This is a genomic window from Pseudomonas lijiangensis, from assembly GCF_018968705.1.
Lineage (GTDB): Bacteria > Pseudomonadota > Gammaproteobacteria > Pseudomonadales > Pseudomonadaceae > Aquipseudomonas > Aquipseudomonas lijiangensis.
Map to the genome: position 1 here is coordinate 2,783,026 of NZ_CP076668.1, position 14,303 is coordinate 2,797,328.

Annotated in this window: 10 protein-coding genes; 3 read left to right on the top strand and 7 right to left on the bottom strand. The window is 59.5% G+C overall.

Going from position 1 to position 14,303, the window contains the following annotated elements:
* The first annotated feature begins 94 nt into the window (after positions 1–94).
* On the top strand, positions 95–994 hold the full coding sequence (locus KQP88_RS12035; RefSeq protein ID WP_216705810.1) for a polysaccharide deacetylase family protein: 900 nt from the start codon (positions 95–97) through the stop codon (positions 992–994).
* Between the two features lie 14 nt (positions 995–1,008).
* On the opposite strand, the gene KQP88_RS12040 is transcribed toward KQP88_RS12035, so the two are convergent.
* The 4 genes from KQP88_RS12040 to KQP88_RS12055 all read right to left on the bottom strand — a co-directional run bounded on the left by KQP88_RS12040 (position 1,009) and on the right by KQP88_RS12055 (position 5,570).
* Positions 1,009–2,271, bottom strand: a complete 1,263-nt coding sequence (locus tag KQP88_RS12040) for a metal-dependent hydrolase family protein (RefSeq protein WP_216705811.1) — start codon at positions 2,269–2,271, stop codon at positions 1,009–1,011.
* A complete protein-coding gene (locus KQP88_RS12045) occupies positions 2,268–3,578 on the bottom strand; it encodes an MFS transporter (RefSeq protein WP_200992292.1) in 1,311 nt (436 codons plus the stop codon). The genes KQP88_RS12040 and KQP88_RS12045 overlap by 4 nt, the downstream gene beginning before the upstream one ends.
* Positions 3,579–3,755: 177 nt before the next feature.
* Positions 3,756–4,652: a LysR substrate-binding domain-containing protein gene (locus KQP88_RS12050; protein ID WP_216705812.1), complete on the bottom strand. Its 897-nt coding sequence runs from the start codon at positions 4,650–4,652 to the stop codon at positions 3,756–3,758.
* Between the two features lie 12 nt (positions 4,653–4,664).
* Positions 4,665–5,570 (bottom strand): LysR substrate-binding domain-containing protein, encoded by a 906-nt coding sequence (locus KQP88_RS12055; RefSeq protein ID WP_216705813.1) that lies wholly within the window; start codon positions 5,568–5,570, stop codon positions 4,665–4,667.
* 168 nt (positions 5,571–5,738) lie between these two features.
* On the opposite strand from KQP88_RS12055, the gene ydiJ reads away from it, so the two are divergent.
* Complete coding sequence (gene ydiJ / locus KQP88_RS12060; protein ID WP_216705814.1) at positions 5,739–8,777, top strand: D-2-hydroxyglutarate dehydrogenase YdiJ; 3,039 nt, start codon at positions 5,739–5,741, stop codon at positions 8,775–8,777.
* Positions 8,778–8,968: 191 nt separating this feature from the next.
* Here the strand turns inward: ydiJ and yghX are convergent, their stop codons facing one another.
* The 3 genes from yghX to KQP88_RS12075 form a co-directional block, all read right to left on the bottom strand.
* The gene (gene yghX, locus KQP88_RS12065) at positions 8,969–9,856 is read right to left on the bottom strand and encodes a YghX family hydrolase (protein ID WP_216705815.1); all 888 of its coding nucleotides are present in this window, start codon (positions 9,854–9,856) and stop codon (positions 8,969–8,971) included.
* 90 nt (positions 9,857–9,946) lie between these two features.
* On the bottom strand, positions 9,947–11,995 hold the full coding sequence (locus KQP88_RS12070; protein WP_253950604.1) for a TonB-dependent receptor: 2,049 nt from the start codon (positions 11,993–11,995) through the stop codon (positions 9,947–9,949).
* Between the two features lie 139 nt (positions 11,996–12,134).
* Positions 12,135–12,524, bottom strand: a complete 390-nt coding sequence (locus KQP88_RS12075) for a DUF2946 domain-containing protein (protein WP_216705817.1) — start codon at positions 12,522–12,524, stop codon at positions 12,135–12,137.
* Between the two features lie 308 nt (positions 12,525–12,832).
* Between KQP88_RS12075 and KQP88_RS12080 the strand changes: the two genes are divergently transcribed.
* Positions 12,833–14,122: an arsenic transporter gene (locus KQP88_RS12080; RefSeq protein ID WP_216705818.1), complete on the top strand. Its 1,290-nt coding sequence runs from the start codon at positions 12,833–12,835 to the stop codon at positions 14,120–14,122.
* Positions 14,123–14,303: the final 181 nt, after the last annotated feature.

Sequence of the window (14,303 nt, forward strand, 5' to 3'; positions counted from 1 at the left end):
GCAGGGCGCGAATGCCCGCGCATGAGCCGATCACGGAGGAATGGCCGGACCCGAAAAGGGCATTACTGCTGGCTATCCGGATTAGAACCTACTCATGTGCCCTGTTTTTCGTACCCTGGCGGTGCTGGTTGTCGCGCTCGGCCTTTCGGGCTGCATCGCCAATCCCATTCCCCTGACGCCACAGACGGTCGAGCGCCTGCATCAGCAGCCACCGGTTCGGTTTCTGCTGACATTCGACGACGGGCCCAGCGCATCAAGCTTCTACAATCCGACGCTCACGGTGCTGGACAGCCTGGCCACTAACCCCGTGCAGCCGGATATCAAGGCCGTGTTCTTCGTCCAGACCGGTGCAAGTGGTGCAGGCGGCAGTGAGCAGGGTCGAGCGATCATGCAGCGACAGCATGCAGAAGGGCATGTGCTGGGTTTTCATACCAGCACACCCCATCACACCAATCACCGCTCGCTGAACCCTGAAGATCTTGAGCAATCCCTGACGCAAGGCAGTGCGATCATCGCCGGCATCACGGGCACGCCGACGGTTCTGCTGCGTCCGCCATTCTGGAACTATGACAAGCGCACCTTCGCGGCCTACCAGCAGCATGGCCTGCATGTACTGCTGACCGACCTGAGTGCCAATGACGGCAAGATATGGGGTTACAACTTCAGCCTGCGCCGCCGCTCCAATATGGTCCGGCAGCTATCGGAAGTGCGCGAGCGCATCGCCGCAGGCGAGCTGCCGTCGGTCGAGGGCGTCATACCGGTGGTGGTCACGTTTCATGATCTGAATCGCTACACCGCCCGCCATGCTCGGGAATACCTGCAGATCCTGATCGACAGCGCCCGTGAAACCGGCGTGACCCTGGATCAAAAGCCTTTCTACGACGACAGCGCCCAGCTCAAGCGTGCAGCGCTGGCTCGTACGGTCAAGAGCAGTGATGAGCCCGTGCGGCTGCCGGGCATCTGGAACTGGCTCTGGGACCAAAACTCGCACTAGGCTTTGTAGGCCTGTCACTGCTCCAGCGTATTTTTCCGGATATGACCATTCTGGAAAATCATCGCCAGGTGTTCGCCCTGGCCTACAAGGCAGTCAATGTCCGTGAGCGGATCGCCGTCCACCACCAGCAGGTCGGCCTGTGCGCCTTCGGCGATGCAGCCCAGCTCACCCTCACGCTGAAGGATCTGCGCTGCCACGCTGGTGGCGCTGCGCAGGGCTGCAAGATTGCCCAGCAGTTCGGCACGGATCTTCAGTTCGTGGCTCTGATACTCATGCATTTCACCGAGCAGGTCCGAGCCGTAGCCCATGGGCACGCCCGCTTCGGCGAACAGCAGCAGGGCATTGCGTCCGGCCTGACGCACGTCTTCGATCTTGGCCACCGAGTCGGCTGGGAGTCCGAAACGTTCGCCGTACTGGGCGAGCATTTCATAGGTGACTTGAGTCGGTACTGCAAACGCGCCTTTTTCAGCCATCAGGCGAGCGGTGTCGGCATCCACCAGATTACCGTGCTCGATGGTGCGCACGCCGCATTCGATGGCGCGGCGAATGGCCCGAGCTGTGTAGGCGTGAGCCATTACGTAGGTGTTGGCGGCTGCGGCTTCGTCGACGATGGCGCGGATTTCGGCTTCGCTGTATTGGGTATTGGCAATCGGGTCGGTGGGTGAAGAAACACCACCTGAAGCCATGATTTTTATCTGGTTCGCGCCTTGTTGCAGCTCTTCACGAACCGCCAGACGCACATTGTCGACACCGTCCACTACCCGGGCGATGGCCCCGGCGCGGAAGCAGCAGGAGCAGGGCTCACTCGTCAAAAGGTCGCCGCGGGCGCGCATGTCGCCGTGGCCGCCTGTCTGCGACAAGGCCTTGCCCGAAGCAAAGATCTTCGGCCCGGGAATCAGCCCCATCTGGATGGACCGAGCCAGTGCCCAGTCGGCGCCGCCAGCATCGCGCACTGTGGTGAAACCGCGCTGCAGCATGGCTGCCAGAATCGGCAGGGCGCGGTACATGATGATGGCGTTGGGTTGCAGGGCATTGAAACCCAGGTTGGCACTGGAGGCCAGAACGTGAACATGGCAGTCGATCAGGCCGGGCATCAGGGTCTTGCCGCCCAGGTCGATAATTCTGGCCCCGGCTTCGGCGGGTTCGCCAGCAGGGCGTACGGCGACAATGCGCTCACCCTCGATCACGACTTCCTGGCCGTCGATCAATTGACCCTGTTGCAGGTCGAGCAAGCGCCCGTTGCGCAGGATCAGCGTGGAAGAGTCAGGGGTATTCATTGATAGGCTCCAGTCAGAGGAAGGCGTGACACGGGTTCTCTGTCGCGATAGAGCATCGCGCCCACGCCGCTGATGATTGCTGCAAACATGATGTAGAAGGCCGGGGCCACGTTGCTGCCCGTAGAGGCGATCAACCAGGTAATGGTGAAGGTGGCGAAGCCGCCGAAGATCGTGACCGCGAAGTTGTAGGCCACCGACAATCCGGTCGAGAGCACGTGGGTCGGCAGCAGTTCACCGAAGGCGGCGAGGATCGAGCCGATGTAGCCCGAAATCAGCAGGCCGAGCACCAGTTCAAAGACCAGCAGCGAAAACAGCCCCGGCATCTGGTTGATGAAGAGAAACATCGGGTAGGCGCTGAAGAAAATGGCCAGGGCCGAGCCCAGGAGCCAGGGCCGACGACCATAGCGGTCAGCCAGGGCACCGACGATAGGCGTGGCCACGATCAGCACGGCGCCACCCATCATGCCGGCACTGAATCCCATCCATGAAGGCAGACCGAGGACCCGCTGAGCATAAGAAGGAATGTAAAACAGGACGGCGTAGGTACAGACGGTCCAGAGTACGACCAGCGAGAAGCTGATCAGGGTCTGGCGCGGATAGGTACGCAACACTTCACGCAAGGGCGATTCGACGGTCTTGCTGGCCTTGTAGACCGGCGTTTCATCGACGCGGCTGCGAATATAGAAGCCTACCGGGCCGATCAGGGTGCCGATCAGAAATGGCACGCGCCAGCCCCAGCTTTCCAGTTGTTCCTGAGTCAGGTAGCTCGACAGGACAGCACCCAGTGCGGAGCCGAGCAATACGGCCACGCCAATGCTGGCTTGAATCCAGCTGGAGTAGAAGGCTTTCTTGCCTTCGGGGGCGTGTTCGGTCAGGAATGCCGTGGCGCTGCCCATCTCGCCGCCCGCCGAGAAACCTTGCAGCAGGCGCGCCAGCACGATCAGCACTGGAGCCATCAGGCCTATCTGCGCATAGCTGGGGGTGATGGCGATGATCAGCGTACCAAGGGCCATGAGCAGGATGGTCAGCGAGAGTGCTGCCTTGCGTCCGTGTTTATCCCCATAGATACCCAGCACGATGCCGCCCACCGGGCGCATGAAAAAGCCGACGCCAAAGGTGGCCAGGGCCAGGAGGTAGGAACTCAGTTCATTGCCGGTCGGGAAGAATACTTTGGCGATGATGACGGAAAAGAAGCTGTAGACCGTGAAGTCGAACCATTCCAGGCCATTGCCGATGACCGTGGCGGTCACGGCGCGACGTGCCTGCTGGTTGTGGGTGCGTGATGGAGATGTTTGTTCTGTGCTCACTTTTTTGACTCCTGCATGCAAGACATGCAGGAAACAACCCTGCATTTATAGGGGGGCAGAGTTGAAAAGTTGAAACATTATTCGGATCTGATGCCCGGTTGCGTTCGAGATTAGGCTGCGGCCTGAATTTGAGAAAGCGATCATTACGCAGGTTTGCATGCGTGTGGTGCATGCAAGTCAGCTGGCAATCTCATTGCTCAGCCATTTCTCGAAGGCTCGGGCGGCACGTCTTGGCATCTTGCCGCTGGGGGTGAGCAGGTAGTAGCCGCCGATAGCACCAATATCTGCGTTGCATGCAGGGACCAGAGCGCCGGATTGCACATGGCGATCGATCATCGGGCGCCAGCCCAGCACAATGCCGTGCCCGGCGATGGCCAGATCCACGAGCACCGGGTAGAGGTTCACGGTCATGCGCTGGTGAATCAGCGAAGCGTCCACGCCCTGGCGACCGAACCAGTCGTTCCATGACAGCCACTGGCGCTGGCCGTCTTCGAGCATCAGCAGGCAATGGTCGAGCAGTTGCACCGGTTCCAGTGTCTGTCCGCCCAGATAATCCGGTGAGCAGTAGGCATTCACCGATTCGGCAAACAGCAGGCGGCTATCCAGCCCGGGCGGTGACTGCTCGCGCAGGAAGTACAGCGCCAGGTCGAACTCGGCCCGGATCAGAGAGTCCAGCCCGTCGACCACCCGCAGGCGTATGTCCACTGCCGGGAATTCATCCTTGTAGCGACCCAGTAACGGACCCAGCCACAGCGCTGCCACGCCGCTGGAGCAGGCCAGCGTCAATTGCTGTTCGCCGCTGTGGGTGATCACCTGAGCCGTGGCTTCGGCGCACTGAGTCAGTATCCGGTGAATTTCTTCGGCATAGATCTGGCCCGCGATCGTCAGGTGAATGCGCTTGTGTTCGCGGCGAAACAGCGCCCGGCCCAGAAACTCCTCCAGTTGCGCGACCTGCCGGCTGATTGCGCTCTGGGTCAGGTGCAGTTCGGCGGCAGCCCGGGTGAAACTGCCATGTCGAACCGTGGCTTCAAAGGCGATCAGGTTCTGTAGTGGCGGAAGAGGTTCTATACGCACGGGCGCTCCGTATTACAAACCATCGGGAAAGGGTGTCGACAGCAGCCAGTCCCTGAACACGCAGAGCGACGGCAGGTTCTGGAAGCGTGTGGCATACACCAGATAGTAATTGCGGCCGCTGTCCATGGGCTCGAACAGTGTCACCAGCTCACCGCTGCTGATTTCGTCCTGCACCAGAATGCGCGGCACCAGCGCCACACCAATACCCGCTGCCACGGCCTGGATCAGGTGCGCGGTCAGCTCGAAACTCGGGCCGGGGCGCATGATGTGGTGGTCGAGCCGATTCTTGTCGAACCAGTCGGACCATGTATTGGGGCGCGAAACAACGCTCAGCAGTGATTGCTGGGCTATCTGGCCCGGCGTCAGCGACTTGTGGTCTGGCAGTGCCGAAGGGCTGGCGATGAGCACCAGCTTTTCCTCGATCAACGGGTGGGCGATATAACCCGGCCAGTTGCCTGTGCCTGCACAGATGATCGCGTTCATGTCGCTGGCAGCAGGCATCAGGTCGGCATGCACGATCCGCGAGTGAACATGCACCACATGGCCCGGATGCCGGGCATAAAAGTCATGCATGCGCGGCAACAGCCACTTTGAGCCGAAGGTTGGCAGCACGGCGAGGTGCAGGGTTCCGCCTTCGGATTTGTGGGCGATAGTCTGCAACGTTGCACTGCGAATCCGGCCAAGGGCGGCAGCCAGCTCATGCTGATACAGCGCACCGGCCGTGGTCAGTTCGATACGTCGACCATCACGCTTGAACAGTTCCACCTCCAGTTGTGCTTCAAGCGCCTGCACCTGACGGCTGACAGCGCTCTGGGTCAGGGCCAGTTCATCGGCAGCCTTGGTGAAGCTGACATGGCGCGCCGCTGCTTCAAAAGCGATGAGCAACGACATCGACGGCGTGAGTCTTCTCGGGTTCATTCATAAAACTCATGGAAAAACGGCAGGTTTTACATTTGCGCTCATGGCCCTGAAGCCTGAAAATCAGCGTCAACCGTTGCTGAAGCACTGTTTCAGAGCGCTCTGAAGCATACGTGCTTTGCCCATAAAAGTTTGCATATAAAAAGCCTAGCCTGTCAGGAAGCCACCATGATTGCCCTCTTGAATCCGACCCTCGAACAGGTCGATCACTACGATCGATTCCTCAATGCACTGGCGCAAGAGGGGTTTGGAGGCGAAATCGCCAGGGATCATGGCTCGCGAACCGTTCTGGCCACCGATAACTCGATCTACCAGCGCATGCCTCAGGCGGCGGTGTTTCCTCGTGACAGCGCCGATGTCGAAATCCTTGCGCGACTGGCCGGGTGTGCCGAGCACAAGCAGGTGGTACTGACGCCACGGGGCGGCGGTACCGGAACCAATGGCCAATCCCTGACGGATGGCGTGGTGGTCGACCTGTCGCGGCACATGAACCGCATTCTGGAAATCAACGTCGAAGAGCGCTGGGTGCGGGTGCAGACCGGCGTGGTCAAGGACCAGCTCAACGCGGCACTCAAGCCCCACGGCCTGTTCTTCGCCCCTGAGCTATCCACCTCCAACCGTGCAACGGTCGGCGGCATGATCAATACCGATGCCAGCGGCCAGGGTAGCTGCACCTACGGCAAGACCCGTGACCACGTACTGGAGTTGTCGACGGTACTGCTCGGCGGCTCGCGTATAGACAGCCTGGCCATGGGCACCGAACAACTGGACGCGGAACAGGCCCGAACCGACCGTGCTGGGGATGCTTATCGTTGTGCCCGTGAGATTGCCGATACTCAGGCGCAACTGATCAAGGATATCTTTCCGCCGCTCAATCGCTGCCTGACCGGTTACGACCTTGCCCATCTGCGCGAGACCGATGGCCGCTTCAATCTCAATAGCGTGCTGTGTGGTTCGGAAGGCTCGTTGGGCTTTATCGTCGAAGCCAAGCTCAATGTGCTGCCCATTCCCAAGCACTCGATTCTGGTCAACGTCCGTTATGCCGGTTTCATGGATGCCTTGCGCGACGCCAAGGCACTCATGGCGCTCAAGCCGCTGTCCATCGAAACCGTGGACTCCAAGGTCCTGATGCTCGCCATGCAGGACATCGTCTGGCATGGCGTGGCCGAATATTTTCCTCAGGATCCCGATACCCCGACTCTGGGGATCAACCTGATCGAGTTCTGCGGTGACGACGCGGGCGAAGTGGAGCAGCGGGTTCATGCCTTCGTGGAGCACTTGCAGAGCGACACCTCGGTGGTCCGACTGGGCCACACGCTGGCGGTGGGCAGCGCGGCGGTCAACCGCGTCTATGCCATGCGCAAGCGTTCGGTAGGCTTGCTGGGTAACGTCAAGGGCGAGGCCAGGCCTCAGCCTTTTGTCGAGGACACCGCCGTACCGCCTGAAAACCTTGCCGATTACATTCAGGAATTCCGGGCGCTGCTGGACAGCTACAACCTGCAATACGGGATGTTTGGCCATGTGGATGCTGGCGTGCTGCACGTACGGCCGATCCTGGACATGAAAGATCCGGCCCAGGCCGCGCTGGTGCGTCCGATTTCCGATGCGGTTGCGGCCTTGACCAAGCGCTACGGTGGCCTGCTCTGGGGCGAGCATGGCAAGGGCTTGCGTTCGCAATATGTGCCGGAGTACTTCGGCGAGCTTTACCCTTCATTGCAGGCGCTCAAGGCTGCTTTCGACCCGTTCAACCAGCTCAACCCCGGCAAGATCGCGACTCCCGCAACCGTACCTGCTGCCAGACTGACGCTGGTGGACGAAGTGCAGTTGAGAGGCGATCTGGACCGTCGTATCGACGAGCGCGTCTGGCAGAGCTACGAAAGCGCGGTGCACTGTAACGGCAACGGCGCCTGCTACAACTATGATGCCGACGACGCCATGTGCCCGTCCTGGAAGGCCACCCGCAACCGCATTCACTCGCCCAAGGGCAGGGCTTCTCTGGTTCGCGAGTGGCTGCGCCTGCAGGGCGAGCAGAATGTGGATGTACTGACCGCCAGCGCCCGTGCCCGCTCGGCCAATGTCATCAGGAGTCTGGTGAGTAAAACGGCCAATACCCTGGGCCGTCTCAGGGGCCAGAAAGACTTTTCCCACGAAGTCTATGACGCCATGGCCGGTTGCCTGGCCTGTAAATCCTGTGCTGGGCAGTGCCCGGTAAAGGTCAATGTGCCGGAATTCCGTTCGCGTTTCCTGGAGCTGTACCACAGCCGTTACCTGCGCCCGCTGAAGGACTACCTGATCGGCTCGCTGGAGTTCAGCATCCCGTATCTGGCTCGCTTCCCGAAACTCTACAACGCCATGATGGGTGCCAGGCCCGTTCGCTATCTGCTTGAGCATGTGGCGGGCATGGTGGACAGTCCCTTGCTGAGCCTGATGGATTTCCGCGCCGCCTGCGCCCGCTGGAATGTCGGCATCGCCACGCCAGAGCGTCTGGCTGCTCTGTCTGAACAGGAACGCAAGCGTACGGTGATCCTCGTTCAGGATGCCTTCACCCGCTACTTCGAAACGCATCTGGCTGCTGACTGGCTGGAGCTGATTTCGCGTCTGGGCTATCAGGTTTACCTGGCGCCTTTCGCGCCCAACGGCAAGCCGCTGCAAGTGCAAGGCTTCCTGGCTGCCTTTGAAAAGGCGGCCAGCTTCAACAGCCAGTCGCTGCGCAAGCTTGAGGCTTACGGCATCCCGTTGGTGGGCCTTGACCCGGCCATGACCCTGGTTTACCGGCAGGAATACAGCAAGACCCTGGGCAGCGAGAATGTGCCTGTGGTGCTGCTGCCTCAGGAGTGGCTGGCTGCGCAGATGGCAGAGCCCGAGCAAGTCCAGCCGCGGGAAACTTATTACTTCCTGCCGCATTGCACCGAGAAAACCAACGAACCGGGCAGCGTCGGCCTGTGGCAGAAGGTGTTTGCCCGCGCAGGCCTCAAGCTTGAAGTGCTGGCCAGCGGTTGCTGCGGCATGTCAGGCACCTACGGCCACGAAACCCGCAATGCCAAGCACTCCGACACTATCTACAGCCAGTCCTGGCAACCGTTGGTGGCTCGTCATAACGGGGAAGGGCGACTGGTTGCCGATGGCTATTCCTGCCGCAGTCAGGTCAAGCGCCAGGATGGGCAGGTGGTGCGGCATCCGTTACAGGTATTGCTGGCTCATATCTAAAACTGTGCAGACTGTGTGGGAGCGGACTTGTCCGCGAAGACGGCACGGTGGCAGTGGCGCAATCCGTGGGAGGGGCCTTGGCCGCGACAGCCAGCTTTTCAGGCGCTGAAAATGTATTGCCTATAAGTAAGTCGTCGCGGCCAAGGCCCCTCCCACAAGTGACAGGTATGTCTCCTGATTCGCGAATGGGGTCAAACCAGATACCGCCTGAACCAGTCCACGGTCCTGTCCCATGCCAGATTCGCCGCCGCCTCGTCGTATCGTGGCGTGGAGTCGTTATGGAAACCGTGGTTGGCACCGGGGTAGATATAGGTTTCGTAATGCGTGCCGGCCGCTTTCAACGCCGCTTCATAAGCGGGCCAGCCTTCGTTGATGCGCGTATCCAGCTCGCCGTAATGAATCATGATCGGCGCCTTGATCCGCACCACGTCTTCGGACTTGGGCTGACGTCCATAGAATGAAACCGCGGCACCCAGCTCCGGATAAGCCACGGCCGCAGCATTGGCGACGCCACCGCCGTAACAGAAGCCGGTGATGCCGACCTTTCCGGTGGTTGCGTCATGCTTCATCAGCCATTCGATAGCCGCGAAGAAGTCGTTCATGAGCTTTTCAGGATCGACTTTCTGTTGAAGTTCGCGGCCCTTGTCATCGTTGCCCGGATAACCGCCCACGGAGGACAGGCCGTCAGGCGCCAGTGCGATGAAGCCTGCCTTTGCAGCGCGTCGGGCGACGTCCTCGATATAGGGATTGAGCCCACGGTTTTCATGGGCAACCACAATCGCCGGCAGCTTGCCGCTGGCTTTCGCCGGACGAACCAGATAACCACGCACCTGGCCATGCCCCTTGGGTGAAGGGTAGTTGACGTATTCGGCAATGATATCCGGGTCGGTGAACGCCACTTGTTCGGCCAGCGCGTAGTTCGGGCTCAGGGAGGCCAGCAGGGCCGTGGCGGTCAGGCCTCCCAAGGTGAACAGGGCAGCACGGTCGAGAAATTCGCGCCTGTTGATCTTGCCATGGGCGTAGTAGTCGTACAGCTCAAGCAGTTCAGGGGCAAAGTCTTTGGCGGTGAGACGATCCATCTGCATGCTTCCTGTCAGATCATTGGGGTTTCTATTAAAGCAGCTTTGATGTCGAGGTGCCGTTGATAGCACCTCGACATTTATTGCGGATCAGAACTCCAGCGTGACCCCGGTATAGAGTGCGCGTCCATCACCCGGCGAATGCAGGGAGTCGACGGCGCCGTCCGGGTCGTACCAGACATACTCGTAGTAGCGGTTGGTGAGGTTCTTGAGCTGCATATCGAGACTGACCGAATCGCTGATCTTCCAGGTCGCGCCCAGGTTCATCAGCACATAACCGCCATAGGTGCCCTGGGTGTTTTCCCGCTCCAGATAATAGTTGGTCTGGCCGTTCATCCAGGCTGTCAGTTGCAGGGCGGGAGTGGCCTGATAGGTCATGCCGGCGTTGTAGACGTGATGGGGAATATGGTCGATTTCCCGGCCCTTGCTATTGGGCAGTGTCGCGCTGGGTTGAAGGATTTTCGAGTATTGCCATGAGTACGCCATCCATATTTCCGTGCGCTCGTTCGGGTGCAGGTTCACCTGCAGGTCATAACCCCAGCGCTGGGTTTCCCCGACGTTATCCGATTCGCCACTCGGGTCGTTGAGCCGGCGGCTGACCTCGCCACTGGCTTCCTGCTGCCAGTAGGCAACCCGGCCATCCACCCAGTCGGTTGGGGTGAACTTGATCCCGGTTTCCCAGCCTTCGTTGATCGACGGTGCCAGATCGGTATCCCGTGGCGGAATCTTGTAGGCCGCAGCCCCCGTGCCGACCTGAAAGGTACGCCCCCAGTTGGCATAGAAGCTGGCCACGTCCCAGGGCGAATACACCACGCTGAGTTTGGGCTGCTTGATCAGGCCATAGTCGTTGATGTCGTAATCCAGGCCTGTCATTTCGTTGGTGAAGTCGCCCTGGATCTTGTCGACCCGGTAAGCCGGGATGATCTTCAGCGATTCGAAAGGCTTGATCTCGGCCTGGACGTAAGCGCCGTAGGTGTCGAAATCGAATTGCTGATCCCGGGTCTGGGCCTGACGAACCCGGTTGAGAGTGCGATAACGCTCGCTCTTGTTTTCCTGCTGCTGCATGTCTGCTCCACCTTCCACGGCAAAGTCATACAACCAGCTGACTTCCGGGCGCCAGGTCAGAGAGGTGAGGGCGCCGTACTGGGTTTCGTAGGCATCGCGCTCCTGCTGGGACGTCGTTCTCCAGTACTGGGTCCAGCGTCGGTCATCGAAGGTGTTGATATAGGTTTTGGCCGACCATGCAAGGGTGTCTGCCAGATCGGTATCGAAATGCAGGCTGACCTGATTCATGCGCCGGGTGCCCTTGTCCGTGGCGTTGTAGCTGTTGGTCATGGTTGGATGATGACGGGCATTGTCTTCGCTCAGGTAGCCGGGCTCCTGGGCTTCGGTTTCGTAATGCCGGGCAATCAGGCCGATGCGATAACTCTCGTCGTCCGGGGTGTAGAACCACTTGCCGGACATGGAGAATTTGTCGGCTTCGGAGTGATCGCGATAACCATCGGATTTTTGATAGGCAAAGAAGTAGTTCTGGCTCCAGTTGCTGTTCTCAAAACCTTTGGAAAGCTGGGTTTCCCGGGTATTGAAGCTACCGTAGCGAATCCGCGCCTTGGTGTAATTGCCGCCGGTGCGGGTCAGCATGTTGACGTTGCCCGCGATGTTGTTCAGGCCGTAACGGGCATCGCTGGTGCCGCGCACCACCTCGATGCTGTCCAGCTCCATGGGGAAAATCATGTCCATGAACGGCATGTTGCCGTCGTTGCTGTTGCTCGGAATGCCGTCGATCAACAGTTTCACCGCATTGATTTCGCCTTCACCGTTAAAACCGCGGAAGGAAATCTTGCCGGACGTGGTGCCCTGATTGAATTGGGTAAGGATCACGCCCGGAGCACGACTGAACAGCTCCCAACTGTAATTGACCGGCATCTTTTCAAGGATGTCGCCACCCAGAATATCCACCGAACTCAGCACGCTGCTGGTGCTGAGCGGGCCGCTGCTGTTGCCCTGAACGGTGACGGAACCGAGGGTCAGGGTCGAGTTTTCAATCTGGGTTTCGGCCAGTGCCGCGGACAGCGGCGTCAGGGCAAATACCCCACAGGTCAGCGCCTGACAGAGAGAACGGGACACAGGGGCATGCATTGCACGTGGCAATGTAGAAAAAACAGGCATAGCACTTACTTCCTGGAGACCAAGATATTTCGAGGACGTGGAATGGCCGTTCAAGGCGTTCCAGCGCCAGACAGGAAAAGCCGCGCCAGAGTCGGCGGGCAAGGCGTGGTCAGGCCAGGGGAGAAGCGCGCGGGGTCAGACTGGGCCAGCGGACCCTGGGATGCAGCGTTGGCTGCTCGGGGTTGGCCAGTGCCGTGTCAGGGGTGTAGCGAGGCAGGAAGTGACGGTAGTAATCGGATGGCAGGGCTGCCAGTCCGGCATGGCCACAGCAACAGTCGCCATGCTGCATGGCGGCTTTCGAGGAAGCGGGTTGCAGGGTATCGATCAGTTTCTTGAAGCCGGGCGGCAAGGCGGTCGAACCGCTCCCCGAGCAAAACCCGCCCCACAACAATAAATGAGTATCCGGCGTCTGCATGGCGCGGCTCATCGGCATGGCCAACATATTGAGCAATATGGCCAGGCAGGCGATCCAGGGACTGATGCGTTTCATTGAAGCCATGGGTGGGCCCGGAGCAGGAAGGCCGCCATTTAGCCGTATTTGATCAGGGAATGTAAATGCTTCTGTGGGCAGGATTTTCAGTGCATGGAGCGTGATACAAGGGGTGGGGTGTGGCTATTTGGCATCTTGATATTTTGCCAGCACGCGCGTGGCCTGAGGGACGGCTCTCTGGATATTTCGCTTCAACAGGAGAGCTGCATTCCCAAGGCTCATCAGCCGCTACCGGCAATCTCTTGTAACGAGAGGAACCATTGACCGTTCAATCCAGTCATTTGTGACTGATCCGGTCCTGCCATCGAGTTGTAGTCATGCTGATTGCGCTGCTGATTTTCGTTGTCACCATCATTCTGGTCATCTGGCAACCCAAGGGGCTGGGCGTCGGCTGGAGCGCAACCTTCGGTGCGGTTCTGGCGCTGTTGACCGGTGCAGTCAGCCTGAATGACATTCCTGCCGTCTGGCATATCGTGTGGAATGCCACCGGTACGTTCATCGCCCTGATCATCATCAGCCTGTTGCTGGATGAAGCCGGTTTCTTCGAGTGGTCTGCGCTGCACGTGTCGCGTTGGGGCGGGGGGAGCAGCAAAAAGCTGTTTGCCTTCATCATCCTGCTGGGCGCTGCGGTTTCTGCCTTGTTTGCCAATGACGGGGCCGCGCTGATTCTGACGCCCATCGTGATTCCCATGTTGCTGGCGTTGCGGTTCTCACCGGCGGCAACCCTGGCGTTCGTCATGGCTGCCGGATTCATTGCCGATACAGCCAGCCTGCCACTGGTGGTTTCGAATCTGGTCAATATCGTTTCAGCCGACTACTTCGACATTGGTTTCAAGCGCTATGCCTCGGTCATGGTGCCGGTCAATTTCGTCAGTATCGCGGCCACGCTGGGGATGCTGATGTGGTATTTCCGCAAGGAACTGCCTGCCACTTACGACGTGCAGCATCTCCAGCGACCTGCCGAGGCGATTCGCGATCGTGCGACCTTTATCGCAGGCTGGTGGGTTCTGGGATTGTTGCTGGTGGGCTGCTTCGTGATCGAGCCTCTCGGCATACCGGTCAGTGCTATCGCTGCTTTCTGTGCCCTGGTGCTCTATGTCATCGCGGCGATGGGGCACAGGATCGGAACCCGCAAGGTGCTCAAAGGCGCGCCTTGGCAGGTGGTGGTGTTTTCCCTGGGAATGTACCTGGTGGTCTACGGCCTGAAGAACGCCGGCCTGACCGATTACATCGCCGGGATTCTTACCGTGTTCGCCGGGTATGGCGTCTGGGGCGCCTCTCTGGGCACCGGGCTTTTGAGCGCCTTGCTGTCGTCGATCATGAACAACATGCCGACCGTCCTGATCGGGGCGCTATCCATTCATGCCACCGGAGTCGATGGCGTCATCCGCGATGCCATGGTCTACGCCAACATCATCGGCTGCGACCTGGGACCCAAGATCACCCCCATAGGCAGCCTCGCCACACTGCTCTGGCTGCACGTACTCGCCCGCAAGAACATCACGATCGGTTGGGGCTACTACATGAAGGTCGGCATCGTGCTGACGCTTCCCATCCTGCTCATTACGCTGAGTGCGTTGGCGGTAAGGTTGGGGGGAGTAAGCTAGAAGCTGCAAGCCGTAAGCTTCAAGCTGCAAGCTTTTAACTTGCAGCTTGAGGCTTGTGGCTTGTGGCTTGTGCGCCAAACCCCTTCTAAACATATTCAAATTAGTTATTTATCGACTTCAATCAAGTCCATTACGCTATATGTAATCGCGTCTTTTCCGAGGCGTCGTTTATTGCAGTGTG